Annotated in this window: 27 protein-coding genes; all 27 read left to right on the plus strand. The window is 37.6% G+C overall.

Features of this window, described 5'->3' with window-relative positions:
- The first annotated feature begins 1 nt into the window (after position 1).
- The 27 genes from AC1TO4_RS11345 (at position 2) to AC1TO4_RS11475 (ending at position 25,432) form a co-directional block, all read left to right on the plus strand.
- Positions 2 to 331 carry a YolD-like family protein gene (locus tag AC1TO4_RS11345; RefSeq protein WP_482105396.1) on the plus strand — a complete coding sequence of 110 codons (330 nt, stop codon included), beginning with the start codon at positions 2 to 4 and terminating at the stop codon, positions 329 to 331.
- A gap of 490 nt (positions 332 to 821) precedes the next feature.
- Positions 822 to 1,715 (plus strand): DUF6744 family protein, encoded by an 894-nt coding sequence (locus AC1TO4_RS11350; protein ID WP_482105397.1) that lies wholly within the window; start codon positions 822 to 824, stop codon positions 1,713 to 1,715.
- Between the two features lie 25 nt (positions 1,716 to 1,740).
- Positions 1,741 to 1,935 (plus strand): hypothetical protein, encoded by a 195-nt coding sequence (locus AC1TO4_RS11355; RefSeq protein ID WP_482105398.1) that lies wholly within the window; start codon positions 1,741 to 1,743, stop codon positions 1,933 to 1,935.
- Between the two features lie 85 nt (positions 1,936 to 2,020).
- Positions 2,021 to 3,187 carry an AAA family ATPase gene (locus tag AC1TO4_RS11360; protein WP_482105399.1) on the plus strand — a complete coding sequence of 389 codons (1,167 nt, stop codon included), beginning with the start codon at positions 2,021 to 2,023 and terminating at the stop codon, positions 3,185 to 3,187.
- 79 nt (positions 3,188 to 3,266) lie between these two features.
- On the plus strand, positions 3,267 to 4,709 hold the full coding sequence (locus AC1TO4_RS11365; protein ID WP_482105400.1) for a VWA domain-containing protein: 1,443 nt from the start codon (positions 3,267 to 3,269) through the stop codon (positions 4,707 to 4,709).
- Positions 4,710 to 4,871: 162 nt separating this feature from the next.
- Complete coding sequence (locus AC1TO4_RS11370; RefSeq protein WP_482105401.1) at positions 4,872 to 5,192, plus strand: hypothetical protein; 321 nt, start codon at positions 4,872 to 4,874, stop codon at positions 5,190 to 5,192.
- A gap of 1,030 nt (positions 5,193 to 6,222) precedes the next feature.
- Positions 6,223 to 6,453 (plus strand): indolepyruvate ferredoxin oxidoreductase subunit alpha, encoded by a 231-nt coding sequence (locus AC1TO4_RS11375; RefSeq protein WP_482105402.1) that lies wholly within the window; start codon positions 6,223 to 6,225, stop codon positions 6,451 to 6,453.
- A 169-nt stretch (positions 6,454 to 6,622) separates the two neighbouring features.
- A complete protein-coding gene (locus AC1TO4_RS11380; protein ID WP_482105403.1) occupies positions 6,623 to 7,588 on the plus strand; it encodes a ribonucleotide-diphosphate reductase subunit beta in 966 nt (321 codons plus the stop codon).
- A gap of 14 nt (positions 7,589 to 7,602) precedes the next feature.
- Complete coding sequence (locus AC1TO4_RS11385; RefSeq protein WP_482105404.1) at positions 7,603 to 7,764, plus strand: DUF1059 domain-containing protein; 162 nt, start codon at positions 7,603 to 7,605, stop codon at positions 7,762 to 7,764.
- 297 nt (positions 7,765 to 8,061) lie between these two features.
- Complete coding sequence (locus AC1TO4_RS11390; RefSeq protein WP_482105405.1) at positions 8,062 to 9,459, plus strand: glutamine synthetase family protein; 1,398 nt, start codon at positions 8,062 to 8,064, stop codon at positions 9,457 to 9,459.
- 22 nt (positions 9,460 to 9,481) lie between these two features.
- Complete coding sequence (locus tag AC1TO4_RS11395) at positions 9,482 to 11,338, plus strand: helix-turn-helix domain-containing protein (RefSeq protein ID WP_482105406.1); 1,857 nt, start codon at positions 9,482 to 9,484, stop codon at positions 11,336 to 11,338.
- 14 nt (positions 11,339 to 11,352) lie between these two features.
- Entirely contained in the window at positions 11,353 to 12,093 is a 741-nt protein-coding gene (locus tag AC1TO4_RS11400; protein ID WP_482105407.1) for a gamma-glutamyl-gamma-aminobutyrate hydrolase family protein, read from the plus strand.
- Entirely contained in the window at positions 12,083 to 13,552 is a 1,470-nt protein-coding gene (locus AC1TO4_RS11405; protein ID WP_482105408.1) for an aldehyde dehydrogenase family protein, read from the plus strand. The genes AC1TO4_RS11400 and AC1TO4_RS11405 overlap by 11 nt, the downstream gene beginning before the upstream one ends.
- Before the next feature lie 36 nt (positions 13,553 to 13,588).
- A complete protein-coding gene (locus AC1TO4_RS11410; RefSeq protein WP_482105409.1) occupies positions 13,589 to 14,761 on the plus strand; it encodes an iron-containing alcohol dehydrogenase family protein in 1,173 nt (390 codons plus the stop codon).
- 108 nt (positions 14,762 to 14,869) lie between these two features.
- Complete coding sequence (locus AC1TO4_RS11415) at positions 14,870 to 16,354, plus strand: APC family permease (RefSeq protein WP_482105410.1); 1,485 nt, start codon at positions 14,870 to 14,872, stop codon at positions 16,352 to 16,354.
- Between the two features lie 28 nt (positions 16,355 to 16,382).
- A complete protein-coding gene (locus AC1TO4_RS11420) occupies positions 16,383 to 17,486 on the plus strand; it encodes a M20 family metallopeptidase (protein ID WP_482105411.1) in 1,104 nt (367 codons plus the stop codon).
- Entirely contained in the window at positions 17,487 to 18,518 is a 1,032-nt protein-coding gene (locus AC1TO4_RS11425) for an NAD(P)/FAD-dependent oxidoreductase (RefSeq protein ID WP_482105412.1), read from the plus strand.
- Positions 18,519 to 18,883: 365 nt separating this feature from the next.
- Positions 18,884 to 20,023, plus strand: coding sequence for an alanine dehydrogenase (ald, locus tag AC1TO4_RS11430; protein WP_482105413.1), 1,140 nt, complete (start codon positions 18,884 to 18,886; stop codon positions 20,021 to 20,023).
- Between the two features lie 243 nt (positions 20,024 to 20,266).
- Complete coding sequence (locus AC1TO4_RS11435) at positions 20,267 to 20,467, plus strand: hypothetical protein (RefSeq protein ID WP_482105414.1); 201 nt, start codon at positions 20,267 to 20,269, stop codon at positions 20,465 to 20,467.
- 308 nt (positions 20,468 to 20,775) lie between these two features.
- Complete coding sequence (locus AC1TO4_RS11440; RefSeq protein WP_482105415.1) at positions 20,776 to 21,384, plus strand: hypothetical protein; 609 nt, start codon at positions 20,776 to 20,778, stop codon at positions 21,382 to 21,384.
- A 1,063-nt stretch (positions 21,385 to 22,447) separates the two neighbouring features.
- Positions 22,448 to 22,663 carry a hypothetical protein gene (locus AC1TO4_RS11445; RefSeq protein ID WP_482105416.1) on the plus strand — a complete coding sequence of 72 codons (216 nt, stop codon included), beginning with the start codon at positions 22,448 to 22,450 and terminating at the stop codon, positions 22,661 to 22,663.
- 58 nt (positions 22,664 to 22,721) lie between these two features.
- Complete coding sequence (locus AC1TO4_RS11450; RefSeq protein ID WP_482105417.1) at positions 22,722 to 22,919, plus strand: XtrA/YqaO family protein; 198 nt, start codon at positions 22,722 to 22,724, stop codon at positions 22,917 to 22,919.
- Positions 22,920 to 23,059: 140 nt separating this feature from the next.
- A complete protein-coding gene (locus AC1TO4_RS11455; protein ID WP_482105418.1) occupies positions 23,060 to 23,584 on the plus strand; it encodes a hypothetical protein in 525 nt (174 codons plus the stop codon).
- A 106-nt stretch (positions 23,585 to 23,690) separates the two neighbouring features.
- Positions 23,691 to 23,891 (plus strand): hypothetical protein, encoded by a 201-nt coding sequence (locus AC1TO4_RS11460; RefSeq protein ID WP_482105419.1) that lies wholly within the window; start codon positions 23,691 to 23,693, stop codon positions 23,889 to 23,891.
- On the plus strand, positions 23,848 to 24,207 hold the full coding sequence (locus tag AC1TO4_RS11465; RefSeq protein WP_482105420.1) for a sigma factor-like helix-turn-helix DNA-binding protein: 360 nt from the start codon (positions 23,848 to 23,850) through the stop codon (positions 24,205 to 24,207). The genes AC1TO4_RS11460 and AC1TO4_RS11465 overlap by 44 nt, the downstream gene beginning before the upstream one ends.
- A 262-nt stretch (positions 24,208 to 24,469) precedes the next feature.
- On the plus strand, positions 24,470 to 24,727 hold the full coding sequence (locus tag AC1TO4_RS11470) for a hypothetical protein (RefSeq protein ID WP_482105421.1): 258 nt from the start codon (positions 24,470 to 24,472) through the stop codon (positions 24,725 to 24,727).
- 555 nt (positions 24,728 to 25,282) lie between these two features.
- Complete coding sequence (locus AC1TO4_RS11475) at positions 25,283 to 25,432, plus strand: hypothetical protein (protein ID WP_482105422.1); 150 nt, start codon at positions 25,283 to 25,285, stop codon at positions 25,430 to 25,432.
- Positions 25,433 to 25,692: the final 260 nt, after the last annotated feature.

The raw sequence follows: 25,692 nt of genomic DNA on the forward strand, positions 1-25,692 counted from the left end.
AATGATTCGTGATCGCGGAAATATCAAATGGACCGCTATGATGCTACCTGAGCATATAGTTGAATTGAGAAATTGGATGGATAAGGACCACTACATTGAACGTCCAGAATTAAGCGAGTGGGACCTTCAGTCAATACAAGAGGAAATCGAAGTGGCGACTAATCGTAAATGCCAAACGCTCGTAAAGACTTGGAAGGATGGAAAAGTCAATGAAATGGGCGGTGTAATAGAAGGAATTGATTTGCGGACTGAGTGTATTATATTTGACGATCCATTTGGGACGTACAAAATTCTGGTTTCGGATATCATCGGGGTGCAATGTGAGGAATAAAATTGAAATGATCAATCCTGTTCAGTGGTTTGTCTTTTATTCACATTAGGCAACAATGATTTTCCACAAGTTTGCGATGGGCAAACGGTTTTGTTAGTCTATATGTATATTCTTTAAATTATTAAGTCACTGCTTCCACTAGTGAAAGTCGTTACACTTTTTGCATTTGCGGAAAGAGACTCGGCACAAATGTTCAGCCTTTATATTCCTAATTTATAGGAAAAGTTAGGCAGACGTGTTACACGTCAATAAATTACATTGCATATCAAAAGTGATACTTACGCATATTGCGTGAACTATATTAAAACCGATTTTTCCTATTCAGGAGATGTCGGTTTTTTGCATTCAAAAAGGTATTGAAGGGAGATGGTAGAGGATCTATTGAAATATGAAAATAGGGTTATTTTAAAACGTATTTACTTAGCAATCGCTAGGTATAAATGCGTTTTTTTATTTATTTAAAATACAAAAATAGAAAGGGTTGTTAGGTATGTCGATTAATCTTGATAATATGACGGCTGTCCAAAACAAGCAACAAGACGGTATTCTAGGGCATTTAATGTGGTTCTCGGTTGGTAAGCAATTAATCAAAATGGATGATTTGGAGCGAGCACTTATTCAGTCAGGATTGCCTGTTGAATGGATGCCGAACGCGATTCGTCCAGCCGATGCTTTCCGAAGAAGTACTAAAGAGATAGTGACTAGAAAGTCTACTGGACATGCTGGGGTATTCAAGAACTTCCTTATACGTGAAGTGTTCTCGGACAAGAGCCATGTGCAAAGAAACATTGTAGTGGAAACAGTAAACCAGGCAGGTAAACGTCTTGATTACAACAGTGAGGCGGGCGTAATCACGCTAGATAAGCAGAATAGTTCTCTAACTTTTATTACGGAGAATGAAATTGCAAAAGAGTTGTGCTTTGAAGCAGAGCGTAATTTCAATATTTATAAAGACCATTATTCAGCCCAGCAAGTAAGAGTAATGGTTAGTAAAATACTTCAATCTCTAGCACCCACTCCGGTGCGACCAAACGGGGGTGTGTACTTCGTTCCTGATTCACATACGGAAGGGTTGAATCAGCTTGTAAGCTTCACGTCCTCTCTTGAGAACAGTGAGGGGTTCAAGATACCCGTTGTGAATACATTCGATAACCGACAAATGGTGAACACGAAGCTAAATGACCATTTAGAATCAATTTTACATGATTGTATGTCGAGTACAGGGCTGAAAAAGGGACAAGTGAAAGAGATTATTGAAAATGCGAAGTCTGTAATTGCGAACTATCGTAATTACAAAAGCATTGTCACCAATGAAGCAGATTTACTACAAAATAAAATCATGACAATCCGAGCTGCGGTTTCAAAAATGGTTGCGGATCTTTAAAAAGTATTGGAATGGAGAGATTAAAATGACTGAGTTTTATCAAACAATAATGGGGAGAAAATTCTACGAAAGAGATGTTGTTGATTGTGTGCAACATATTAAAAAGATTGCTCATCAGCTCGAACGCTTAAATGAATTAAAAGAACAGGAATTGCAGATGAAAATGCGTGAGCTTTCATTAAAAGAACAAGAATTGTTTATTCTTTCATCGAAATACTGAGGAGGATTCTTAATAGGGAAGTACGGTTGCAATTGGGGCCGGCTTCCTTTTCTATTTAAACTAAAAATCAAAGGGGTTATTTAAAATGACAAATACTAACTTTACAAAGCTAATGGAAATCAAAAATGCACTAAATGCAAAGTTTTTCGAGCGTGAGCAAGAAGTAGAAGGAATTCTTGTCGCTCTGCTCTCTAGGCAGCACATGCTGATGATTGGACCTGCTGGAACTGCGAAATCGGCATTGTCGGTTGAGTTGGCCAAAATCGTACAGGGAACAGAATATTTCCAGTGGTTGCTGACAAGGTTCAGTACACCTGAAGAGGTATTTGGTCCCCTATCGCTTAAAGACCTTGAACAAGGCGTGTACAAGCGAAATACAGCAACTAAAATGCCAGAAGCTAATCTGGTATTTCTAGATGAAATTTTCAAGGCGAATTCAGCTATTTTGAACAGCTTGCTAACGCTAATAAATGAAAGAATCTTCTATAATAATGGAACGCCAGTAAAGGTTCCTTTGATGTCAGTCATTGGAGCTTCAAATGAATACCCAGATGAAGGAGAGGGCCTTGAAGCTCTTTTTGATAGGTTTCTACTTCGGTTCGAGCTAGACTACATTGCTGATGAAACGAATTTTGTTTCTATGATGAAGGGGACTGGTCAAAATCAACCGATGCCATCTATGACAATGGAAGAATTGATTCAACTTCAGTTTTTTACTGATATGGTTACAATTCCTGATGAAGTCTATGAAACACTTTCAAAAATTCGTAATAAATTGCGCGATGAAGGAATCCGTCCTTCTGACAGACGTTTTAAACAGTCGCTTTCGGTGCTTCAAGCGAAGGCTTTGATTGACCAAAGGCAAGTTGTACAAGTAGATGATATTGTCATCTTAGAAAATGCACTATGGGAATCAGTTGATCAAAAGGATACCGTATCGCTCATTGTTCGTAGTCATGCACAAGATGTAGTGACTCGTGCCATTGATTCCATACAAAATGAAGCAAATGAAGTGTTCAATTCCATGCTGAAGGATAATTCGACTGATGCAGGAATGGAAGCTACCCAGAAAATGAAGGCATTGGTGAATGACTTGAATAAGCTTAAGAAACATAATCAAGGCCGATCTATGGATATCGAACCAATACTCGATAAAGTAAAATTGATGCAACAAGAAATCCTGGACAGCATTTTAGAGCCCATGGATTTTAAGAATTCAAATGAAAAGCAAACAGTAGAGATGCCGTTTTAAAAATTGATGAAATAAGAGTTGAAATGTCTAGGGACTTCCTTAGGCATTTCTTTTAAAATAAAGAAAGGAAGTGTTCTTCATGAGAAGAAATACAATTCAAAATGAAAATCGTTCTGTATTAAATACAGACGCATTCGATAAAAGGCGTTTTAGAGAAATTTATGAGATGTCACAAGGACTTCAGAAGATAAGTGATGAGGGAGAGTTACCGACGTTCGAGCCATTACTTGCTGACATTTGGGCTTCCTTATATAAGATGAAACCTGAAATGACGAAAGAGGAAGTTGCCGCGGATCTTCAAGTCAACAAATCACTGATGGAAAAAATCATGTCAGATGATTCCTTCGACAGTTATAGAAGCTTCACACGTTTGGATGATTTATCGTCAGCCATCGGCACTGTGAAATTCGGGGAGAAGACAAATCAATGGCTAGTTGACCAAAAAGAGCAGGATGAAGACCTACAAAAACAGATGCAGGAAATCCAGGTGATGCAAAGTCAACTTCAAAAGCAGGAACAACAAAATGGGGTTGGAAATGGTAGAGAGAAGCTACATGAGGAATTAAAAGAAGCAATGTCAGACTTAGATGGGCAACTTCAACAGACGTTGGAAAATAACAGCCATAGCTTCTCCCAAGCTATGGAACAAGCAATGCAGGAAACGAAACAGACGAAAGATAGCTTAAAATCATTACTTGGGGGCACGAGTGCTGGTAGTGGTGACGCAGAACTGAAAAAAGTTCCTTTACGGGACCAAATTTCATTAGCTGAAAAAATTGCATCTAATAAACAGATGAAAGAAATTGCAGATTGGGCTGGTCGATTTAAACAGATTGCCCGTAGAAAGCAGAAATCCAAGCATAGTGATTCAATGGAAAGAAGTGGGGTTACTTTAGGCAACGATATTGAGCGGCTGTTGCCGATGGAATTGGGCTTATACACACATCCCTTAACGAAGATCGACTTCCTACGTCGCTTTGTGGAAGGACAGACGATGATGTATGAACAGAAAGGGCATGAGGTATTGGGGAAAGGTCCAATCGTGCTTTGTCTAGATCAGTCAGGGAGTATGCACAAGCTAGATACCCAATCAAAAGGGTTTACGTTAGCTCTTATGTCGATTGCGAGAAAACAGAAAAGGGATTTTTGTTTAATCTTGTTCTCTACTCGGACAAAGATCATTAAATATGAGAAAGGGAAAATTAAAGGTTCAGATATGGTTAATCTTGCTCAAACCTTCTTAAGTGGAGGTACGAACTTTGCACTGCCTCTTGATAAGGCGATGAATGTCATAAACGAAAGTCGTTTTAAACAAGCAGATGTTTTGTTTGTTACGGACGGCGAAGACAGATTAAGGGATTCATTTTTAGAAGCATTCAATAAGAAGAAAAAAGAGAAAGCCTTCAATGTACTTTCCCTTGTAATAGGTAGTAGTACAAATACGGTGACACAGTTTTCCGATAAAGTTGTCCAAGTTATGGATTTCGATGATAAGGGAAGTTTTACTGCGTTTGAAATCTAAAGAATAAAACTTTATTCGCACTGCCCTTAGGGTAGTGCTTTTAATTTTTTATTAATCAAGAGATTCTAATATTTTATTAACTTTCATCGTAAAGAACATTTGGCATCATTAATAAGAGGGTTTTTAGTGCTAAATATAGAATAATCTGAATTAGGGGGAGTGATGAAGAACTTGAAAACCGTAGATCAAGCAAAAAAAGAAATTGAGATTCTACAAGGATTTGTTGATTTAGTTGAATCCTTCCATCCGAAGACGTTGGAAGAGCAAATTATTAAGGAGTACGCATACATAGGTAGTGTTGAAAAGGTTGCGAATAAAGTAAATGAATTGGGTTATTCGAATGATGGTCAACCTTTTGAGAAAGAAGATATATCGAACATTATCAAAAGTAGACCTACGGGTGATCTGCATAAATTGATTAGGTCAGGATACTTAAAAAAGACGAGACATTTACGAAGTAAAGTTGAAAAGTATAGTTGGTAGGATAAATCGAAAAGACTATCAAATAGTATAATCCCTGAATATCATCAGAAACAGCTCAATCCTATAAGGTCATCGAGGAACGACTTCTTACATAGATATTTGGGATAGGTCCAATAATGCTTTGTCTAGTCAGGTGGGGAACATAATACTATTCGAAACTAAACAAAAATTGAAAAAGAAAAGGCGTTGATAGTAATAGAGGAATGTGATTAGAATGTCAGCTACTTCTATTTCCTCTAAACAGACAGGAAAATAACACTTCTGTCTGTTTTTTTATGTGCGCCCAGCATGGGCGGAGTCCATAGGGTGCAATTCTTCAACTGTAATGGCATATGTAACAGTAAGCTTAACGTATGGGTGTCTATGGTCGTGGAATCGGAAAGTAGCAAGCCGGTTTGAGGAACACGAATTTCATGTAAGGCAGTGAATGATTGGGCGAGTTTGCATATCAAAAAAAAGCCCCTTCTGCCGAAGGGGAAAAGGAAGACTACGTTCTTACCTGTGGAGGTTTGAAAGATACGTAAAGTACACTAAGAACCTATTCAGTGATGGATTGCTGAACAATCAGAAGTCTGTAGAAACCATAGCACCATTCGAATGAGATGGGCCGAACAATAAAGAAAGAACAACCTCTTAGCATTCAGTAAAATTCGAAGAACATAGATAACCAATAGGGCATTCTTGAGAGGAAGTGGTGAGTTCCATGAGGGAGCTAGATGGTGGAGCAGCACTGGCATAAAGAAACGTAATTCGAGGAAAGAGGAGTAACGAATGTTTATGCGTTCTATATTCCATATCCTCGCTATTTGCCTAGTATTATAATTACAAATTAATCGGACTTATTACAATTGCACATTATATTGACGAAAGGAAGGGCATGGCGCACATTGAATAGATGGAAAAATCCGAATATAATAAAAGATGTTAACAGAAAACATATGAAAATATCAGAGAGGTGAGATAAACAAGTGCAGAGCATACATTCTTATATTAAATCTTTTTAAAATTTTTATAGGAAGGAAAGAGATTAATGGCCCACATAATTACTTCTCCATGTATTGAGGAAACTGCAGCAATTTGTGCAGAGGTTTGTCCTGTTGATGCTATTCATAAGGGGAATCGACAATTTTTTATTGATCCGAATACTTGCATTGATTGCGGAGCATGTGTAGTTCAGTGTCCTGTCTCGGCAATTTATTATGAAGAAGACGTGCCAGAACATGAAATGGGATACATTCAGGCTAACGCAGATTTTTTTTAAATCTGATTGATACAGGAACTTCTACAGGAAATGATAATGGCGACCAAGAAAGATGAGGATAAAGCAATTGGCACATTTAAAGGGCAAATTAATGGGCAGTGCGCACCTCGTCAACTTAATAGTGGTAATATATAATTAATTCATAATACTATGAGGGGGCTGAATATTCATGACTCAAAATGTACAGATGAAAGCAGAAGAATTATTTTTCTTTACTAGAGATATGATGAAGGGCGATATTTATCGCAAGTATGAAAAAGCAATCAAAAGTGTTTGGAATCCAAAAGATTGGGACTACTCTCAAGATAAGAAGGACTGGGAGACTCTGACCGAAAAACAGAGGACTGGGCTATTGAGTGTTACTGTCCGATTCCTTTCCGGTGAACAAGCCGTAACCAATGAATTAATTCCAATGCTTCAAGGAGCACAGGCGTTAAATAAATTTGACTGGGTTATGTATCTTTCGACATTCCTGATGGAAGAAGCGAAACATGCAGAATTTTTAGTGATTTGGCACGAGGAAATTGCAGGGATTTTGGAGCCTGAAGAGGTTGCACCATATTTTGTGACAAGAGATAAGGTTGAAGATCCGTCCGGACAGTTTGAAATTAAAGAAGTTATGCACGAAGGGCTTCCTTTTTACGCTGAGAAGTTGAAAAATGCAGTACATGAAAATAATCAGGAAGAAATCAAGAAGTCTATGATTCAATATATGACGCTTTACAATGCCTTTGTGGAAGGAGTTCTGTCAATGCCGTCGTATGAAATAGTAGTTGATACTTTAAAAATTTATGGAAACGTTTGCAGAACCCTTGACAAGGGCTTTAAGAGAATCCTCGCTGATGAAGGACGTCATATAACTTTTGGGACAACAGCTGTGAGACTGCTGTTAGAAGAAAATCCGGAATACGAATACTTGGTTCATGACATATTCGATGAGTTTAGGGGTACCGTGGTCGGTTTAGTTGAGTATCAAAAGGCAGTACCGGGATTAGATGTACAAAAGTATCAAACTCAGAAGGTAAGACATTACAGAAATAGATGTAGAGAGATGGGGATTACTCCGGAAGATAAGTTAATTGAACAAATACTTGATCCGGAAATTGATTTTGTAGTTGGCGTGACAGCAGGATAAGGGGGGACTTGTTAATGAAGGGATATGAATGTTTTGAAAGTGGTTGTAATTTTGTCGCAAAGGAACCAACGGAAGAAAAATTAATTGAGGCAGTGCAAGAACACATGAGTAATGCTCATGATAGCTTTGAAGTTGAAGAGTTCATTTTAGCAGGAGCTCATGATATATCCCACTGAAATAGCTAGTTTGTAACAGATAAAAAAGAGGTGGACTTCTAATTTACAATTAGTAAGACTTCCACCTCTTTTATCTATCTAATATATTGCATTATCTAGTTTAAAAGATGTGGTTGAATACTATTTTCATATTGATGGTACTAATTGTTATATCCACAATATATTCCAATTAGCAACTGTTTTTATTAGTATATTTTTCGGGATATTGACAATGTTGGATAAATTAAACGGTCAATCACATGTGTATTCACAGTGGAAATGGATTAATGTAGTTAGATGAGAAAGGGAGGGTTATACGTGTTATTAAAAACTAAAGTTACCGATAGTCAAGCGAAACTCCTAGAAATTAAAGAAGACATCCTTAAAAACGGTGTTAATATGATTAGTTTAGGAATCCCTGATATGGATGGTAGATACAAGGGGAAGTTTCTTAATACAGAATACTTTATGAAAAGTGTTGCAGAAAAAGGAACATTTATATGCGACATTTTATTTGGCTGGGACATAACTGACAAAATATACGATGGCCAGCAGGAATTGTTTTCTTCTTGGGACAAAGGGTTCCCAGACGTATTCTTAAAACCGGACTTGGATACTTATAGGTATAAGCCTTGGGGACGAAATTCTGCATCAATGATAGCTGACGTGTGTGACGCAAACGGTGAAATAGTGGAAGTTGCTCCGCGGAAGGTTCTTAAAAGAATGGTTGAGTATGCAGAAAAAATCGGATATGAATTTTCGTTTGGCTATGAACTTGAATTTTATTTATTAAAAGAAACACCACAATCAATTATTGAAAAGAATTATTCGAATCTAACTCCAGCTACTGCAAACATGAACACGTATGGGCTATGTGAACAGCCAGAAGTCCAAGAAACATTTGATGACATTGTTCACAATTTAAGAGAGTATGGAATCCCTGTAGAGTCATTTATATATGAAGCAGGGGCGGGACAGTTCGAAATGAGTGTCAATCATAGCACACCGCTAGACACTGCAGATAAAGTATTGCTATACAAAACAGCTATTAGAGAAATTGCAGCAAAGCATGGAATGACGGTAACTTTTATGGCTAAATATTCTGATCAGCTTTCAGGATCAAGCGGGCATATCCATCAGAGTATAAGGTCTATTGATAATCCAGACGTCAACCTCTTTTGGGATGAATCAAAACAAGGTATCTCATCTTTAATGGAAAATGTTATCGGTGGTGTCCTCCAAACTATACCCGAATTCACTCTGTTTTATTGCCCTACAATCAATTCCTATTCCAGATTAGTGACAGGTTCTTGGACAGGCGTAAACGCGACATGGGGAATTGATAACAGAACTACTGCATTAAGAGTGATGAACACAGATAAAAATTCTATACGAATTGAAAATAGACTTCCCGGAGCTGATGCAAATCCATATCTTGCATTAGCAGCTTACATGGCTGCTTCTTTATATGGTATTGAGAATCAAATTCCATTGCCTAAAGAAATAGAGGGAAATGCATACAATCAGGAGAATCTGACACCCATTCCTTTGACATTAGACAAGGCGATTGAAAATTTGGAGAAAAGCGAAATAGCTCAGAAATATTTTAACGATGGATTTTTGAAGCAGTATATTTATACAAGAAAGTGGGAATCCGAAAAATTTAGAATGTCAGTGACTGACTGGGAGAGAAAGAGATATTTAGAGAGAGTTTGATTGGAAAAGGGAGGGTGTGACTATGGTTATCTCTAATGGAAAAGTTTTGAATCACGAAAAGCGCATAGTAAAGAACCATCCACTAGTAAGTGAGATAAAGGCTCTCGAAGATATAATCATGACAGTCGGCTCTTCCTTAAATTTAGAGAACGTTTTAGAAAGAATTGTAGAAATCACGGCATCTGCAGTTGAAGCAGACGACTCCTTTATCTATTTATTAGATGAAGAGCACATGGAATTGGTATTATCTGCAGCTACAAAGAGTGTGGCGTATGCATACAAAAATACCCTCAAAATTGAAGTGGGACAAGGGGTAACTGGGTACGTTGCTCTGAGCCGTGAACCGTATTTAATAAAGGAAAAGCTACGGGAAGACCCAAAGTTTGTTTACACACGTTCGTTGGGTGAGAAAGACTATGAGTCTTTATTGTGTGTCCCTATTATTTCTAACCAAAACAAACTTATTGGCGTTGTGAGCATCTACTCTGCAAAGAAGAACCATTTCGGAAAGACTCATATAAAAATGGCAGAAAGAATAGGAATGCTTGTAGCTGGAGCAGTGGAAAATGCCAAAATATATGAAATGGCTAATAAAAAAGCTTATATATTAGAGAGGCTAACCACTTTATCTATTAGCAGCGCTTCTGACTTCTCGCCTTCTCATACATTGGAATTGATTAACGAATTGGTCAGGGACGTTTTAAATGCTCAACTATCAGTAACCGTCTTGTCTAATACTCTATTTACACATAAGCCCATCATAAAAAGCTGTTTCCGGGTCTTTAATCCGAGTATGGAAGATGTATCAAAGATTGCCCAAAAAAATATATTTTTACTAAACACCCAAGTGTTAAGCAAGAATATAACGGGCCAAGACTTGCAAAAAGAACTGGAAACTAACGTATATCGTTTGTATAAATATAAAATTTCTCTGGGTATATTTAGCGGCAATGACTATTTAGGGAATATTCAGTGTTTCAGTGATGAAAAATCCTTTTCGTTAGAAGATCAAACCATATTGCAAGTTGTTGCTAATCATACCGGGTTAGTTATAAAAAATAAAATTCTTGAAGAACAATTTGAAAAAAGAAACGAAATCAAGAATTTCTTCCTTGACCTGGAACGAGGCAGTCTGACGGATTCGAATTTAACCAACACTTTAAGGAAATATGGTTTAAACCCTGCAGGATCTCATGTTTTAATTGTGGGAAATATCGGTATAAGTAAAGGGTTGACGGATGAAAACAAAGATGCCTTTTTTAAGGACCTTACTCAAGTCATTGGTTCTTTCGAATCAAACTTACTCTTCGCTTATAGTGACTTGGAATTTAATATTTTATGCCCTGCCCCGGATAACTTTTTCATAAAAAATTTAAAGAAAGAGTTTATTAATATACAAAAAACCTATGAAAAAAATCATGGTTATAAAACAACTATGGGAATCTCCGAACTAATCACTAACATACAACACTATGAAATAGCGATGCAAGAAGCTCGTGAAGCACTTAAAATAGGGACTTCTTTGTACGAGGCTAGTGATATCTATATGTTAGAGGATATTTCCTACTATCTGTATTTGAGTAGGCTTGGCGAAGATATGAAATTAAGAGATCCCTATCGAACAAAAGTAAATCAATTAGTTAGTTATGATGCTGTAAATGAATCTGCGCTTTTAGAAACGTTAACAATTTATTTGGAATATGCGGGGAACATCAAAAAAATATCAGAACATTTATATGCCCATAGAAATACGGTGTATAAAAGACTAAAAAGAATTGAAGAAATTCTATCGATTGATTTAGCAAATGAAAAACAATGGTTCCCCTTACAATTAGCAATAAAAATCCGGGAGTTTAATAAAATTACAAATAACTATTAAAAGGGGTGGGTTTCATGCCAAGAATTGGGATGACAAGCTACAGGCTGCCTGTACTGATACCGACATGGAAGGAGGTTTCATCCACTACGATACCAGACACATATGTAAGCGCTATTTTTAAGGCTGGAGGCAGTCCAGTTGTTATTCCCTCTTCCAAGGAATACAAAGAAAACCCTAACGTCCTACTAAACACATTAGATGGTTTAGTAGTGGTTGGGGGGAATGATATAAATCCAAATTTATACAATCAAGAACTTCACCCGAATACTGATCAACTGGACGTCCTTAGAGACGAAACAGAATTAGCTCTTATTAAAGAAGCTCTTACCAACGGGATTCCTATACTAGGGATTTGCCGTGGAATGCAGCTTCTGAATATAGCTCTAGGAGGAACGCTTCACCAACACGTTCCTGATGTATATGGTACTGGAAATCCGCACACAGGAAAAGACAGAAAAAACGCTTTCCATAACCATAAAGTTTTCTTTAAAGAAGAAACTAAATTAATAAATATATACGGGAAAGAAACAGTTGTGCCATCCTCCCATCATCAAGCCATTGATCAGCTTGGTGTAGGATTGATTGTTTCAGGATCCGATGAGATTGGATTGATAGAAGCAGTAGAATATCCGGATCATCCATTCTGTGTAGGGATTCAATGGCATCCTGAAGAAGATTTAAAGACTAATATGCCTTTGTTTAAGGCTTTTGTTTTAGAGGCAAATAAAACAAAAGGTCGGAAAAATGTGGATTAACAAAAATAATGTAATGGATGTGTATAGAATGTATGAGTTAATCATTGATGGCAAATTAGAAAAGTCTACTTCCGGAAAATTGACAACTATAATGAACCCCGCAAATGGAGAATTGATAGCCACAGTTCCTGAGGGCGGGCTTGAAGAGATTGATACCGCTGTAGAGGCAGCAGCAAAAGCTTTGCCGAAATGGAGGAGCGTCAAGCCGAGGGATCGAGCTCGATTACTTAGGAAATTGGCCGAAGCGATTGAACGTAATTGTCATCGCTTGGCTCTGTTAGAAACACAAAATGTCGGTAAACCAATCAGAGATACTCTTGGAGAAGTACAATCCGTTGCAGAGGTATTTTATTACTATGCTGGAGCTATCGACAAACATATGGGCCACACAATACCTACACAAGCGAATGGGCAACTCTTAACATTCCGCGAGCCAATTGGAGTAGTGGGATTAATCACTCCTTGGAACTTCCCGCTCGCCATAGCTTCATGGAAAATCGCCCCAGCATTGGCTTGTGGAAACACGGTTGTGTTAAAACCAGCCAGCTTGACTCCGTTAACTGCTTTAGAACTTGGCAGGTTGGCTCTGGAAGTTGGCATTCCAGAGGGTGTATTCAATGTTGTGCCAGGAGCGGGTTCTGTTATAGGCAATCGGATGACGGAGCACCCTTTAATTGAAAAGATAAGTTTTACAGGATCCACAGAAATTGGAGCACAAATTATGAGGAAATCTGCTGATACTGTAAAAAATATTTCGCTAGAATTAGGAGGCAAATCTGCAAGCATCATTTTTGATGACGCGGATATTGAAAAAGCTGCATTCGAATCAGTAAATGGTGTTTTCGAAAATACCGGTCAAAACTGCTGCGCAAGATCACGGATTCTTGTACAAAAGAATATATACGATAAGTTCGTGAATTACTTTACCCAATATACCAAGGCCTTAGTTATAGGTGATCCAGAAAATAAAGATACTGTATTAGGACCTTTAGTAACAGACCAACAGAGAAAAACTTCATTAGATTACATCACTAAAGGCGTGGAGCAAGGTGCTGAACTTTTGTATGGAGGATGTATCCCTGAATATACGAACAAAAATGGTTTTTTTCTTGAACCAGCCATTTTAACGAATGTTACGAACGATATGACAGTCGCTAGAGAGGAAATTTTCGGCCCTGTAGCTTCCATTATTACGTTCGATGATGAAGAAGAGGCAGTGAGGCTGGCCAATGACAACCAATATGGACTTTCTGGTTCCATTTGGACAAATAATAACGCACGTATATTTAGATTGATTAGTAAGTTAAAAACAGGAGTTCTGTCAGTCAATTCTATATCATCTGTTCATTTAGAGGCTCCGTTTGGTGGAGTCAAAAAGTCTGGAATAGGAAGAGAACTCGGTCTCGCTGCTCTAGATAATTACAGTGAAATGAAAACTGTGTTTATTGCCTACGAGTAATTGTTCATACTATTCGATATAAAGGGGGTTTCATAGATGGAAAAAGTAGATAGCTATAAGAATCATTTACCTGTACACATTGAGTTCGGCGAAGGAAGGATCTGTAAATTAGAGGAAATAATGAAAGCGAATGGGCTGAGAAAGGCATTTCTTGTCATAGATAAGGGCCTTGAAGAGGTGATTCCTGAATTAAAGTCCGTCATTAATGAGTTGAATGTAGTGAAATTCGTAAAGGAACCAGGAGAACCAACCATCACGAATGTGGAGGAAATTGCTTCTGAATTGGAGAATTCAAATGCTGATGTGGTCATTGCTATCGGGGGAGGTTCAGTGATAGATTCCGCAAAGGCTGCAAGATTAAGTATTACTCAAAAACAAAAGTTATCTGCATTTATGCAATCAGATAAAATATATATAGAGCCGAGTATTCCTTTAATTACAGTGCCTACTACTGCTGGAACAGGCTCGGAAGTTTCAGGCGGAGCTGTTATCACTGATACATCCAATGATGTAAAAATAGGTCTAGCTCATCCTTTTATAAGAGCACAATATGCTATTGTTGACCCAGTTTTAACATATGGATTGCCCAAATCGATCACTGCATTTACGGGAATAGATGCGCTTGCTCAAGCAATTGCTGCTATTGTCGCAAAAGTTAGAACACCAATTGGAACAGCGATTGCTTTAGAGGCTATCCGACTTTCCGGTGAATCCCTGACGGCAGTCGTTAATAATGGCGGAGATAAGGTTGCCAGATCCAATATGGCTTGCGCAAGCTTAATGGCGGGATTGGCTATGAACATATCTGATTGTACAGCTGAGCATTCACTAGGACAGGCAATTGGAGGGGTGTACAATTTGCCGCATGGTCTTACCGTGGCACTTATATTAGCTGAGACAATGGAACGTGAAAGGAGGCATATTCCACATTTGATGGAGCGGATTGCAGACGCGCTTGGTGAAGAAGAAGACGCTTCAAAAGACGGATCAAGGGCTGTGAGGGCTATAAAAAGGATACTTGCAGAAATTGAAATACCTGTTCTAATGGAAGTAGGTATTAAGGAAGATGACTTTGAAACTTTAGCTGATAAATCAATGGATGACTTTTTTATTACTCAATCTCCTGTACCTTGGACAAAGGGGGAAGTATTAATCGTATTTGAATCAGCGTATAAACTAACAGAAAGAAGAAGTGCAGTAAAAATGTAAAGACTAACGCTTCTAAATAGTAGTATCCTTAGAATATTATGCTAATAATTGACAGAATGTTTTGAATAGTGTTTATGGAGAAAATTCAATTATTGAGAGGGTTATTATATGAAAGATGCCACTAGACCTACGGTTGGAGAAGTTAGGGTAGAAAGTCCTGAGGAGAAACATAGTAGTACTCTTTCTAAAGGATCTTTAAGTCAAATGCACATTGTCTTGATGGTTTTAGCCAGTGCTGCACCTATGGTGATTGTTCCAGGTTATATTCCATTATCTATTTCATTTGGAGCTGGGTTAGCCACGCCACTTGTCTACGGATTAGCAACACTGATTTTACTCGTTTTCTCAATTGGCTACGTGGAAATGACGAAGAGGATTACTGCAGCAGGGGCTTTTTATACCTTTGTTTCACAAGGTTTGGGGAAATCTCTAGGTCTGTCGGCAGGATTTGCCTCTCTTTTCTGTTACTCATTAATTGAGTCTGCGATTTTAGGTGGTGTTGGTTTTTTTTCAGCAGAATTATTTGGAAACTACTTTGGATTACAACTGCCTTGGTATTTTTATTCATTCTGCGCTTTGTTAATCATATTTGCACTAGCCTATTTTACAGTTACTTTAACTGCAAAGATACTTGGCTTTGCGTTAATAATGGAGCTACTAATCATATTAATTGTAGACCTTGCAATTTTAGGTCAGGGTGGAGCTGAAGGAGTTCAATTTTACGCATTCAATCCAATAGAATTGGCTACTGCCCCTTCACTTGGCATTGGATTTTTCCTCGCTTTTTGGTCATGGATCGGCTTTGAAGGAACGGCTATATATGGTGAGGAGACTGCAGATCCAAAGAAAAGCGTTCCCAGAGCAACATATACCGCTGTAATAGTACTAGGTGTTTTTTATACTTTTTCAGCTTTCATGTCTATTCTAGGATATGGTAGAGAAGCGCATGATATAGCTGTTCAAAACACAAGCTCATACTTTTTTGTCCTAGCGGAAACGTACGCAGGTTCATTATTCAGAACATTCATGGACTTCTTTGCTGTCACTGGTTTTTTTGCTTGTGCTTTTGCTTTTCATAATAATGCTTCAAGGTATTTTTACGTATTTGGTCGGGAAGGCATCTTGCCTAAATCCCTAGGAAAGACACATCCTGTTTACAAATCCCCTTATATTGCTTCTATAACCCAGTTAATTATTGCGACAGTAATTGTCGGCGCATTTGCTATGGCGGGATCAGAACCACTATTAGGGCTTGGAACATGGGTGGCCATTATTGCAACATTATCTATTCTGACAGTACAATTTTTTGTCTCCCTAGCTGTTATAGGCTATTTTAACCGAATCGGACGAAAGACTACGGGTGATTATCTCAGGACTCTAGTTGCACCGGTAATTGGAGGGATTACTCAGATGATAGTCATCGTTCTGCTAATTCAAAATATAACTTTTCTTGCTGAATCAGATAGTATCATTGTAAAGCTCATCCCCTTCTATGTATTGGCAGTATACATTGGGGCCTATATCTATTCATTATGGTTAAAAAAGAATTCTGTAGAAAAGTACAATAAAATAGGTGAGTTTTATAATGATTAATGCTAATTTATGAAAAAGTGGTGATCTTATGGTTGTAGAGGAAATTGAAATGCTAACTTCCAGATTAATTAAATTTGAAACATGTACTAAAGAAAATGTAAATGAGTGCATGGATTATATTTATAATTGGCTGCAAGAAAGTGGTTTGCAGCCCAAAATGGTCATAAATAATGACTATAAAATGGTAGTCGCAACAATTGGAGAAGGCGGTAAGACAGTAATCCTTAATGGACATGTCGATGTGGTAAGAGGTCAACCGTCACAATTTTCCCCATATAGGGAAGACGGTCGATTATATGGAAGGGGAACACTCGATATGCTTGGATCCATAGCTTGTATGATGGTCTTGGCAAAAACATTAGAAAGAGAGAATTTGGATGTCAGTGTAATGTTTCAATTTTGTCCTGATGAAGAAACAGGTGGTAACCATGGGACAGCTTTCCTAGTGGAAAACGGCTTTATTGGAGACTTTGCCATTTGCCTAGAGCCAACAGATTTAAATATCGCGATAGAGAGTAAAGGAGTAATTCAATTAGAAATTAATGTTTTAGGCAAGGCTGCTCACGGAAGTAGACCTTGGTTGGGAGAAAATGCCATAATTAAAGCTGTGGAAATGTTTAGGCAAATAAAAAATGCTAGTTTTACAAAATGTACAACAGAGTATTTTCCGAATTACTCCGTCAACCTGTCAAAAATACGTGGAGGTAATGTGATCAACTCAGTACCGGATAGTTGTACACTTGTATTAGACATTAGATATATGCCTGATCAGGACCCTAAAGATATTTTAAAGGAAATTGAAAAGATTGTTGGAGCTAACCAATATCACGTTTTAAATATATATACGCCAGTCAAAGTCAATAAAGAAAATATCTATGTACAACAATTATTTCAATTATTGAATTTAAAATATAATAAAAAACCAAAACTATTCGGTCAGGATGGGACAGCTGATACCCGATATTTTGCTAGACAAGGAATCCCGGCCGTGGAATTTGGTCCTTCTGGTCATGGACATCATGGGACGGAAGAATATGTTAGTCTTGAATCACTAGTAATGCTTGTTGATATACTAAAAGTTTTTATTAAAAGTATTAAATGCAGCGAGTTAACTGAAAGTGAGGTCAATTAAATGCCTGGAAAGTTTTACGACAATGAATTGTATGATGTGACAATAATAGGAGCTGGTCCTATAGGGTTATTTACTGCATTCTATGCTGGGATGAGGGAGATGTCCGTAAAAATCATTGAGAGTCTACCACAATTAGGGGGACAATTAAGTGCTTTGTATCCTGAAAAAAACATATATGATATAGCTGGTTTTCCTAAAATACAAGCAAGTGAATTCATTGAAAACTTAAAAACACAAGCTTTTCAATTTAACCCCAGCATTGTTTTGGATGAGACAATTATTAGTGTCCGAAAAATGGAGGATCAAACATTTTATATTGAGTCGGAAAAGGGGAATATTCACCGAAGTAAATCTATTGTCATCACTGCTGGTAGTGGAGCTTTTCGACCCAGAAAATTAGAAGAGGTTGACGCTGAACAATACGAGGGAAAGAACCTATTCTATTATATTGATAATTTGGATGCTTTTTCCAGAAAAAAAGTAGCCGTGTTTGGTGGGGGAGACTCAGCGGTTGATTGGTCTCTTATGTTGGAACCATTAGCAGAGCAAGTTACAATCATACACCGAAGAGATCAATTTAGGGCTCATGAACATAGTATAAAAAAATTATTAAAATCCTCAGTAAATATACTTGCTCCCTGTACTATAAATATGATTTTGGGGAATGAAAATATTGCAACGGAGTTAGTTTTAGAAAAAGAAGGTAAAGAGTTTTCTTTAGAAGTTGATGCGATAGTAGTGAATTATGGGTTCGTTTCTTCTTTAGGACACATCAAAAACTGGGGATTGGATATTGAGAAGAATTCTATCGTGGTTAATTCAAAGATGGAAACAAATATAGAGGGCATATACGCTGCTGGTGATATTGTAACTTATGATGGAAAAATAAAATTAATCATTAATGGATTTGGTGATGCAACTACTGCGATTAGTCATGCCAAAGCATATATAGACCCGACTACTCGCGTCCGAGCTCCTCATAGTACTAACGTTTTTGAGAAAGTGACGAAAGAGCTCAGCAAGAATTTTTAAATAAAAGAACTTAAAACAAACTTTATGTAAATATTAGCTGTAAAAACGCTTGTGTGGAAAATTTGACTCCTCAACTTTTTGCAGTATTGAATATGCAATTTATACAGTCATCTTGAGATCTGAAACAATGATTTTACGACTTACTCCTGTCGGGTTCCTTGGTTATTTACTTTAATAATCATGGTTTCTCCATCAAGGGCACTAGATTTAAGTAAGAGTATACATGAACATCGCCAGGGTGGTAAAAACTGGCGGAGAATAAAGGCAGATTCAGAAGTATTAAAAATCGGGATAGGGTGAGAAAATCTAATTAAATTTTAGGAGATATTAACCTGTCTTTATAACGAATTCTGGGAGGATATGGGATGATCATAGGAGTTCCAAAAGAAATTAAAAATAATGAAAATCGTGTTGCCTTGACCCCAAGCGGAGTTATTTCGTTCTTAAATGCTGGTCACAAAGTATTGGTTGAGAAAGATGCAGGGATCGGAAGCAGCTTCACAAACGAAGATTATACTAGTGCTGGTGCAGAAATCGTTAAAAATGTGAAGGATGTATGGTCTAGAGCTGAAATGATTATGAAGGTGAAGGAGCCCCTTTCTAGCGAGTATGGATACTTCCGCGAAGGGTTAATCCTATTCACTTACCTCCACTTAGCTGCTGAACCGTCTTTAGTACAGGCTCTTAAGGATAAAGGTGTTATTGCAATGGCGTATGAAACAGTAGCCACTGGTCCTACCCTCCCGCTCCTCACTCCAATGAGTGAAGTTGCTGGTCGTATGGCTGCGCAAATCGGCGCTCAGTTCCTACAAAAATCAAATGGGGGCAAAGGGATCCTTCTTGCGGGTGTTCCTGGTGTGAGCCGCGGCAAAGTGACAATTATTGGAGGTGGTGTTGTAGGTACAAATGCAGCAAAACTTGCAATTGGGTTAGGTGCTGTTGTTACACTCCTAGATTCAAGTGCTAATCGTTTACGCCAAATAGATGATATTTTTGGAAACCAAATCAAGACATTAATGTCAAATCCATTAAATATTGCAGAAGCTGTAGCGGAAGCTGACCTTTTAATTGGTGCGGTATTAATACCAGGTGCAAAAGCACCTAAACTTGTAACAGAAGAGATGGTAAAAGCAATGAAACCTGGTTCTGTTATTGTTGATGTTGCGATTGACCAAGGCGGTATTGTAGAGACGGTTGACCATATTACAACACATGATAAACCAACATATGAAAAACACGGTATTGTGCATTACGCAGTAGCAAATATGCCAGGAGCGGTTCCAAGAACCTCTACGATTGCATTAACGAATGTAACAGTTCCTTATGCATTAGAGATTGCTAACAAAGGTGTTTTCAAAGCAATCTCTGAAAATGAATCTTTGAAACTTGGATTAAATGTAGCATACGGTGAAATTACTTATGAGGCTGTCGCAAAAGATCTTGGCTATAGTTTCGTTCCGCCAGAAAAGGTTTTTGAAAAAGAGCTTACTAAGTTGAAGTTTTGAGCATAAATATGTGATTCAAGCGAAAGTGCCTTCTATACTGGGGAGCCGAAGTGGAGTTGATAGGATTCTTTATCTCATAAGCTAACGGGTGCGTTACTGAAAGAAGGAATAGAAATATATAAGAAACGAAAATTAGATGTGAAATCAAGATTGTCCAGACTAAAATAGTTTGGGCTTTTTTGATTCTTCGGGTTGAAACCTTTATTATTGAAGGAACATATTAAATCGGAAGAGGTGGTAAATATGGCGAAAATAATACCATTCCAAACTAGACAGCAATTAGAAACAGAAAATGCAGTTAAAGTAATGCGTGAGTGGGAAGCCCACTTAGAATGGGAAGAAGCAAATTGGCACAATGTAGTAGATAGAGAAACGAAGGAAGAACAGAGCCTGCAGCAAGAGGAAATTGAGTGGTTGGATAAATGGGTGAAGAAAAAAGATTAACATTGATGTTGATTTAAAATAAGCTAATAGAACTTTTCTTTCAGAAAACAGATGAATGTCTTTAGGAACTTGAGTAAGCATTGTTCTTCATGTAGGAAGAGGTATATGGATTATTGATGTTTGCCAATTATCAGCTACATAAATGAACACAATATTTCGCGATGTGTTTCTGTATTAATAAATGAGCTGAAATTGAACCAATGAGTACACTATTCAGATGTATGAGATGAAAATAAATTATGATTAATAATGTAATAAATATTATATTGTGATATTTTTATATATCTAATTTTCAGGAGATGATCATTTTGATTAAAAATTTATTTAAAAAGAAAGATCCAGTTATCGCATTTTGGGAATGGTTCGAGAGACATGAAGATGAACTTTATATATTTCGAGAACAGGATATCGAGAAATTGTTTGTAGAGTTGAATCGGATGATTATGAAGGTGAATCCACAATTAGTATTTTCATGTACTGTCGAACTAATTGATGGTAAACGGGAGTTCACAATTGGCGGGGCTGGTATAGAGGAAAATTTTTCGGATGTAATTCGGTTGGTGGATGCTGCACCACGTTTGGATAGGTTTTCTATCGTGGCATTCAATCAGTTGCAAGAATTTAATAATGGTGTAAAAATAAATGGAATTGAGTTGACTCGGGATGATGTCTTTTTCACCTATTATCAAGATAAGAAAAAGGGAGATTTCAGTCTTACTTTGTACATCAAAGGGTACAAAGCGGACAACGAAACTTATTTCGAAGCAGTGCTTGAGTTGCTTGAAATCGTCATTGGTGAGTATATGCTAGGCACGAAAATGACTGAAATAAATATGAGAATGTATGATAAAATAGAAGGCTTTTTACCGATAAGCGATTTGCCAAATGTCTTAGATGATGTAAAGAAAGTAACCTGAAGAATCCCGACCGAAACAAGATAAGCCATACGGCATGTTAATAATATATATCCCTTGTCATAAGAATTCCATTTGGAATGGAAAGACGTAAACTGGCACAATGTGATAAAAATAGAGAAAAAGGTAATTTATATTTCGAAAGGAGAAATTCTTAGTGATTGGTTAAAGCAGAATGATGGTTAATGTAGATGGTGTACTTGGATATTTGTCACGCATAATATTTTGTTGGTGATCTAGGTTCATAATTAAATACAACACAAATACAACACAAGATATTTGGGAATGTGATTACCACAGGGTTAATCGACACATTTATACGTCCTCCTGGGACATAATTCTAGTTAGAAGAAGTTAAGGAAATCAAAAACCGCTACAAACGTTGCACTAACAGCGTTTGTAGCGGTTTTTCATTTGTGATAATGATGGACCGACGTTCGGGAGGCTGTTGTATAGATGGTAAGAGGCTCACAAAGTCTGGTCTAATCAACCACTATGGAGTAAAGAGTTAACGCGGTATTAAAACAAGGATGGAAATTGGTACAAAAATGATGTTAATTACAATACCAGAAGATATCGCAGTAATAATCTCGGACGTGTTACTGTTACTGAGGCTGTCGCGGGATGCGTATGGGCGATTGAGTAGGTGAGCAGATGACTTGTTATGTATGTATGTTTATATTCTATATTTTGATTTAACTCCTGGTCCGCACCAAGTCGATATGGCTTGGTTTGGATTGTTCTTTAAAGGATTTGTTAATGCATCAAATTTAATAACACTTCGATGATTAATAGGATTAATCTAATTAAAAAACCCTTCATTTTTTCACCTCCTTAATCAGGAGTCTTTAGCTTTTAGTATTTACTACAAGATGTTTTCTATACCCGGGAGGTACAACTTGAATCCAATAAAAGAAATAGCAAAGGTAGCTGAATAAATACCCCTCGAAGCGTTGCAGGACATTCACATACGAATTGCGGATTGGAGGCAAGCACGATGATCCGTATGTTTGGTAGCAGTTACGGTATCCGAAGAGATTTGTGAGGGAGTGAACGGAGGAAGGGCATGTATTATCTATTCGATGACGAGCGGATCAAACTGAATCCGATATTTAAGGAACGGGAATTGGACAAGTTCTATGCGATGTGGGAGGACGGGGCAAGTCTTTCTAAGATTGCTAGGGCGATGAATCGAAGGAATTTGGACATTGCATTACTAATCATTGACCGCGCAGAAGTGGGTGTGATTAAGAATAGAGGTACGGGTATTTTCAGGAAATAAAAAAAGACAGGATTCCTCCCGTCGTAGCTGACTTAATATTAACACAAGGAGGGGTCCTGTGAACAAAGATATTACTTTTAATACGGATGCATTATTGTTAGGAATTGGTATAATGGAACTACCAATGAACTGTGTGGTGGTTATTTCGGAGGGTATCGCTAAAGTGAGGGAGCTACCGGAGCACGGTGAATATAGGATTGTTACGCATCAGGGGAAAGTTCGAAGGATGCGGAGGGAAGAAGGGGAAGAGTTCTGAAAGATAAATCGTACGTGAGGGAAGTAGTTATCGGGGTGTTGATTCTGATAGTTACTTCACTAATACTTAAGCTTCTATCTTTGGAAGTAGATTTCTTGCCAGTTTGGTTTTTTGATAATTTATTTCTAGGGGCTTTTACTTTGGCAGGAGCATATTTTGGAGCATCCATCGCAGGTAAATCCACATTGGAAGCTACGGAAAAACAACTGGGTTACCAGAAAGCGGAATGGCTTAGAACAGAAATGGAAAAGACGTTAAAGATTGAAGCTTCATTAACGAGACACGTAAAAACGATAGCAAACGGTCCAGAGAAGATTCGTTTTTTAGTTAAAGAAAACTTTAACAGCTTTCTTAGTAATGGAACATATGATTTTGGATTTGAACTCCAACAAGAAAATGATTTTCTTTTTAATAAAATGGGGAATTTGGACAAATTACCACCAGATTATGTTCCTCCTCATATATTTAAGGATATACAAAAAATTATGTTCTTTATAGAGAATTTGCATCAAGACATCGTTTTATTCCTGTCAAGCGCTGGCGATAAGGGGCTTCAATCGAGAAATATCCATAGTAGTTTAACTGAGTTAGAAATGGAAATAACAAAGGTGAAAAGGAAATTGAATATATTAAGTCATCCTGGCAATCCAGAGGACAACGATTGATTACAGCATTGTGCTGTGTCATTTGTTGTCCTCTTTTTTGTTGCCTTTTAATGATTACAACTTTTGTACCTAAATAGCGAGAATTTCACTACCAGGAGGGGATTTCATGTTGAGTTGGGTGGATAAAATGGTTCCGGAGTATATCGAGGGCAGGCAGGAAATGAAAAAACGCGCGGATCAAGTGGACGGGGATAATCCGATTGAAATGAATGATTTGAAGCAGTTCAACAGCATGATTGACAGCATGACTTTCGCTCGAATGGATGACTACTGGACGGCAACCGGGTACGTTTCGAGGGGTAGATGAAAAGGCTGTTTATCAACGAAGGTCGTATGAAAATATTGATTCGATTCCGGATATTGCAGAGCAACTTGAAGAAGAAAGCATTAATAAAAAGCATCTGTTTATGACACGAGAAGAAAAGGTTATTTTAGGGGATATTCTTTCCTCTTTTTCGTTAAGAGAACGGCAGTGCTACATTCTCCATATTGGGCAAAAAAAGAGTATTTCAGAAATAGCATACGAGCTAGGCGTCAGTAAAAGCATGGTCCAACAGTCCATACGTAGAGCCAAAAACAAGGTTGAAGATAGATTGGATAAAAAGTCTATGATATACGCTTGATATACGAAGTCTGCATATCGATGAACACCTCCTATCAGCCCCGCATACATACGAGTGATATTTACGATAGGCACCATACATAGAGGAGGATGGCGTTGGATACGATATATAGTCATCCGTGGGTTACATCTTGGTTCATCTACTGGATTTTTTTTTTTGGAAGGTAGTGCCTGTTATATTCACTGGTCCGAACGGTGATAAAAAAATATTGATAGAGGATTTTCAGCCACTGGGACGAATAGTGTCAGTGGGAGGTGAGAATATGCATATTAACCTACTGGATAAAGAAAAGCTGGTTCAGAAAGTTTTGCTTGGGCCATTGCTTGCCAATAAGGTAGATGTAGAATTAAAGACAGTTTACAAAAGTTATATTCAAGTCGAAGAGGGCGATGTCGAAGGTCAATTTGTTAAAGATTTATTTATGCTTAAAAGGGCGGAAATGATTGATAAGTGGTATGGCGGCGATGAAGGCGCTGCAGATATTTTATTTAAGACTAAGCGTAGTATGTTTGCTGAATGAGGCATCTCTTCGGAGGTGCATTTTTCTATGCCTAAAAATAACGGAGGTGGCGGTGATGTGATGTGCATAACTGGAACGAGATTCAGAAAGAGTGGGAAACAACAAAAATAACGCTTGCTGCATTAGCTGAAAAACATGATGTGAAACTTGGGACTTTGAAGAGTAGATAAAGCCGTGATATATGGTCCGTCCAAGATAGATGCTACTATATTTCAATATGGTTCTCAGTTTTTAGCTATATACTTTTTTGATTATTACTATTGAAACAACTAATTTGGAAGGAACATATTAGGTTGATGTGGTGGAAACTATGACGATGATTTATCGAATGAGAAATTGAATGGCTGAATGTTAAAGCAGGATGATGATTAACAGGAGATAATGCAATTCAATTTCTTTCCCGCATAATAGATTATTGGATATCTGTTATTAATCAAACACAACACAAATACAATACCTGGTATCTAGAAATGTGATAACTACAAGGTTTATCGACACATTTACACGTCCTCCTGACGAGCGGATTAGTTTGAATCCGATATCAAGGAGCGGGAATTGGACAAGCTTTATGAAATGTGGGAGGAAGGGGCAAGTCTGGAAAGCGTCGAATGGCAAGTAACGCTTTTCGATTTCATGCACTCATTACCAATGAAAGATGAATTGAAAGATGAGCTGCACAAAGTTATATTAGCTTCAAAAAAATGATGCACGTGATTTTGTACGCGCTAAAGATGTACTGCTCAATATTATTAGTGATGTTAGTGGGGTTGTGCTAACGATATCCAGTACATTACGAGCAGTGTTTAAAGGGGCGCAGTATAAAGCTGTGCGGTATCATATTAAGAAGAAAGTCAATGCGTCATCTGTGGAGGACAAGCCTACAAATGTGCGTCCAGTACCTTTCTATAATTGGCTAGTTAACGTGATAGTTGATCATAAACTAAAAGTAGGAATTAGTATTTAAA

This window comes from Sporosarcina sp. Y838 (genome assembly GCF_056786515.1).

Coding starts and splice junctions, on each gene's coding strand:
- AC1TO4_RS11470 (WP_482105421.1), top strand. CDS start 24,470: ATGCATATTAACCTACTGGATAAAGAAAAGCTGGTTCAGAAAGTTTTG.
- AC1TO4_RS11465 (WP_482105420.1), top strand. CDS start 23,848: ATGACTACTGGACGGCAACCGGGTACGTTTCGAGGGGTAGATGAAAAG.
- AC1TO4_RS11365 (WP_482105400.1), top strand. CDS start 3,267: ATGAGAAGAAATACAATTCAAAATGAAAATCGTTCTGTATTAAATACA.
- AC1TO4_RS11350 (WP_482105397.1), top strand. CDS start 822: ATGTCGATTAATCTTGATAATATGACGGCTGTCCAAAACAAGCAACAA.
- ald (WP_482105413.1), top strand. CDS start 18,884: ATGATCATAGGAGTTCCAAAAGAAATTAAAAATAATGAAAATCGTGTT.
- AC1TO4_RS11405 (WP_482105408.1), top strand. CDS start 12,083: ATGTGGATTAACAAAAATAATGTAATGGATGTGTATAGAATGTATGAG.
- AC1TO4_RS11415 (WP_482105410.1), top strand. CDS start 14,870: ATGAAAGATGCCACTAGACCTACGGTTGGAGAAGTTAGGGTAGAAAGT.
- AC1TO4_RS11380 (WP_482105403.1), top strand. CDS start 6,623: ATGACTCAAAATGTACAGATGAAAGCAGAAGAATTATTTTTCTTTACT.
- AC1TO4_RS11460 (WP_482105419.1), top strand. CDS start 23,691: ATGTTGAGTTGGGTGGATAAAATGGTTCCGGAGTATATCGAGGGCAGG.
- AC1TO4_RS11385 (WP_482105404.1), top strand. CDS start 7,603: ATGAAGGGATATGAATGTTTTGAAAGTGGTTGTAATTTTGTCGCAAAG.
- AC1TO4_RS11360 (WP_482105399.1), top strand. CDS start 2,021: ATGACAAATACTAACTTTACAAAGCTAATGGAAATCAAAAATGCACTA.
- AC1TO4_RS11395 (WP_482105406.1), top strand. CDS start 9,482: ATGGTTATCTCTAATGGAAAAGTTTTGAATCACGAAAAGCGCATAGTA.
- AC1TO4_RS11370 (WP_482105401.1), top strand. CDS start 4,872: ATGAAGAACTTGAAAACCGTAGATCAAGCAAAAAAAGAAATTGAGATT.
- AC1TO4_RS11345 (WP_482105396.1), top strand. CDS start 2: ATGATTCGTGATCGCGGAAATATCAAATGGACCGCTATGATGCTACCT.
- AC1TO4_RS11435 (WP_482105414.1), top strand. CDS start 20,267: ATGGCGAAAATAATACCATTCCAAACTAGACAGCAATTAGAAACAGAA.
- AC1TO4_RS11400 (WP_482105407.1), top strand. CDS start 11,353: ATGCCAAGAATTGGGATGACAAGCTACAGGCTGCCTGTACTGATACCG.
- AC1TO4_RS11410 (WP_482105409.1), top strand. CDS start 13,589: ATGGAAAAAGTAGATAGCTATAAGAATCATTTACCTGTACACATTGAG.
- AC1TO4_RS11445 (WP_482105416.1), top strand. CDS start 22,448: ATGTATTATCTATTCGATGACGAGCGGATCAAACTGAATCCGATATTT.
- AC1TO4_RS11375 (WP_482105402.1), top strand. CDS start 6,223: ATGGCCCACATAATTACTTCTCCATGTATTGAGGAAACTGCAGCAATT.
- AC1TO4_RS11355 (WP_482105398.1), top strand. CDS start 1,741: ATGACTGAGTTTTATCAAACAATAATGGGGAGAAAATTCTACGAAAGA.
- AC1TO4_RS11420 (WP_482105411.1), top strand. CDS start 16,383: ATGGTTGTAGAGGAAATTGAAATGCTAACTTCCAGATTAATTAAATTT.
- AC1TO4_RS11425 (WP_482105412.1), top strand. CDS start 17,487: ATGCCTGGAAAGTTTTACGACAATGAATTGTATGATGTGACAATAATA.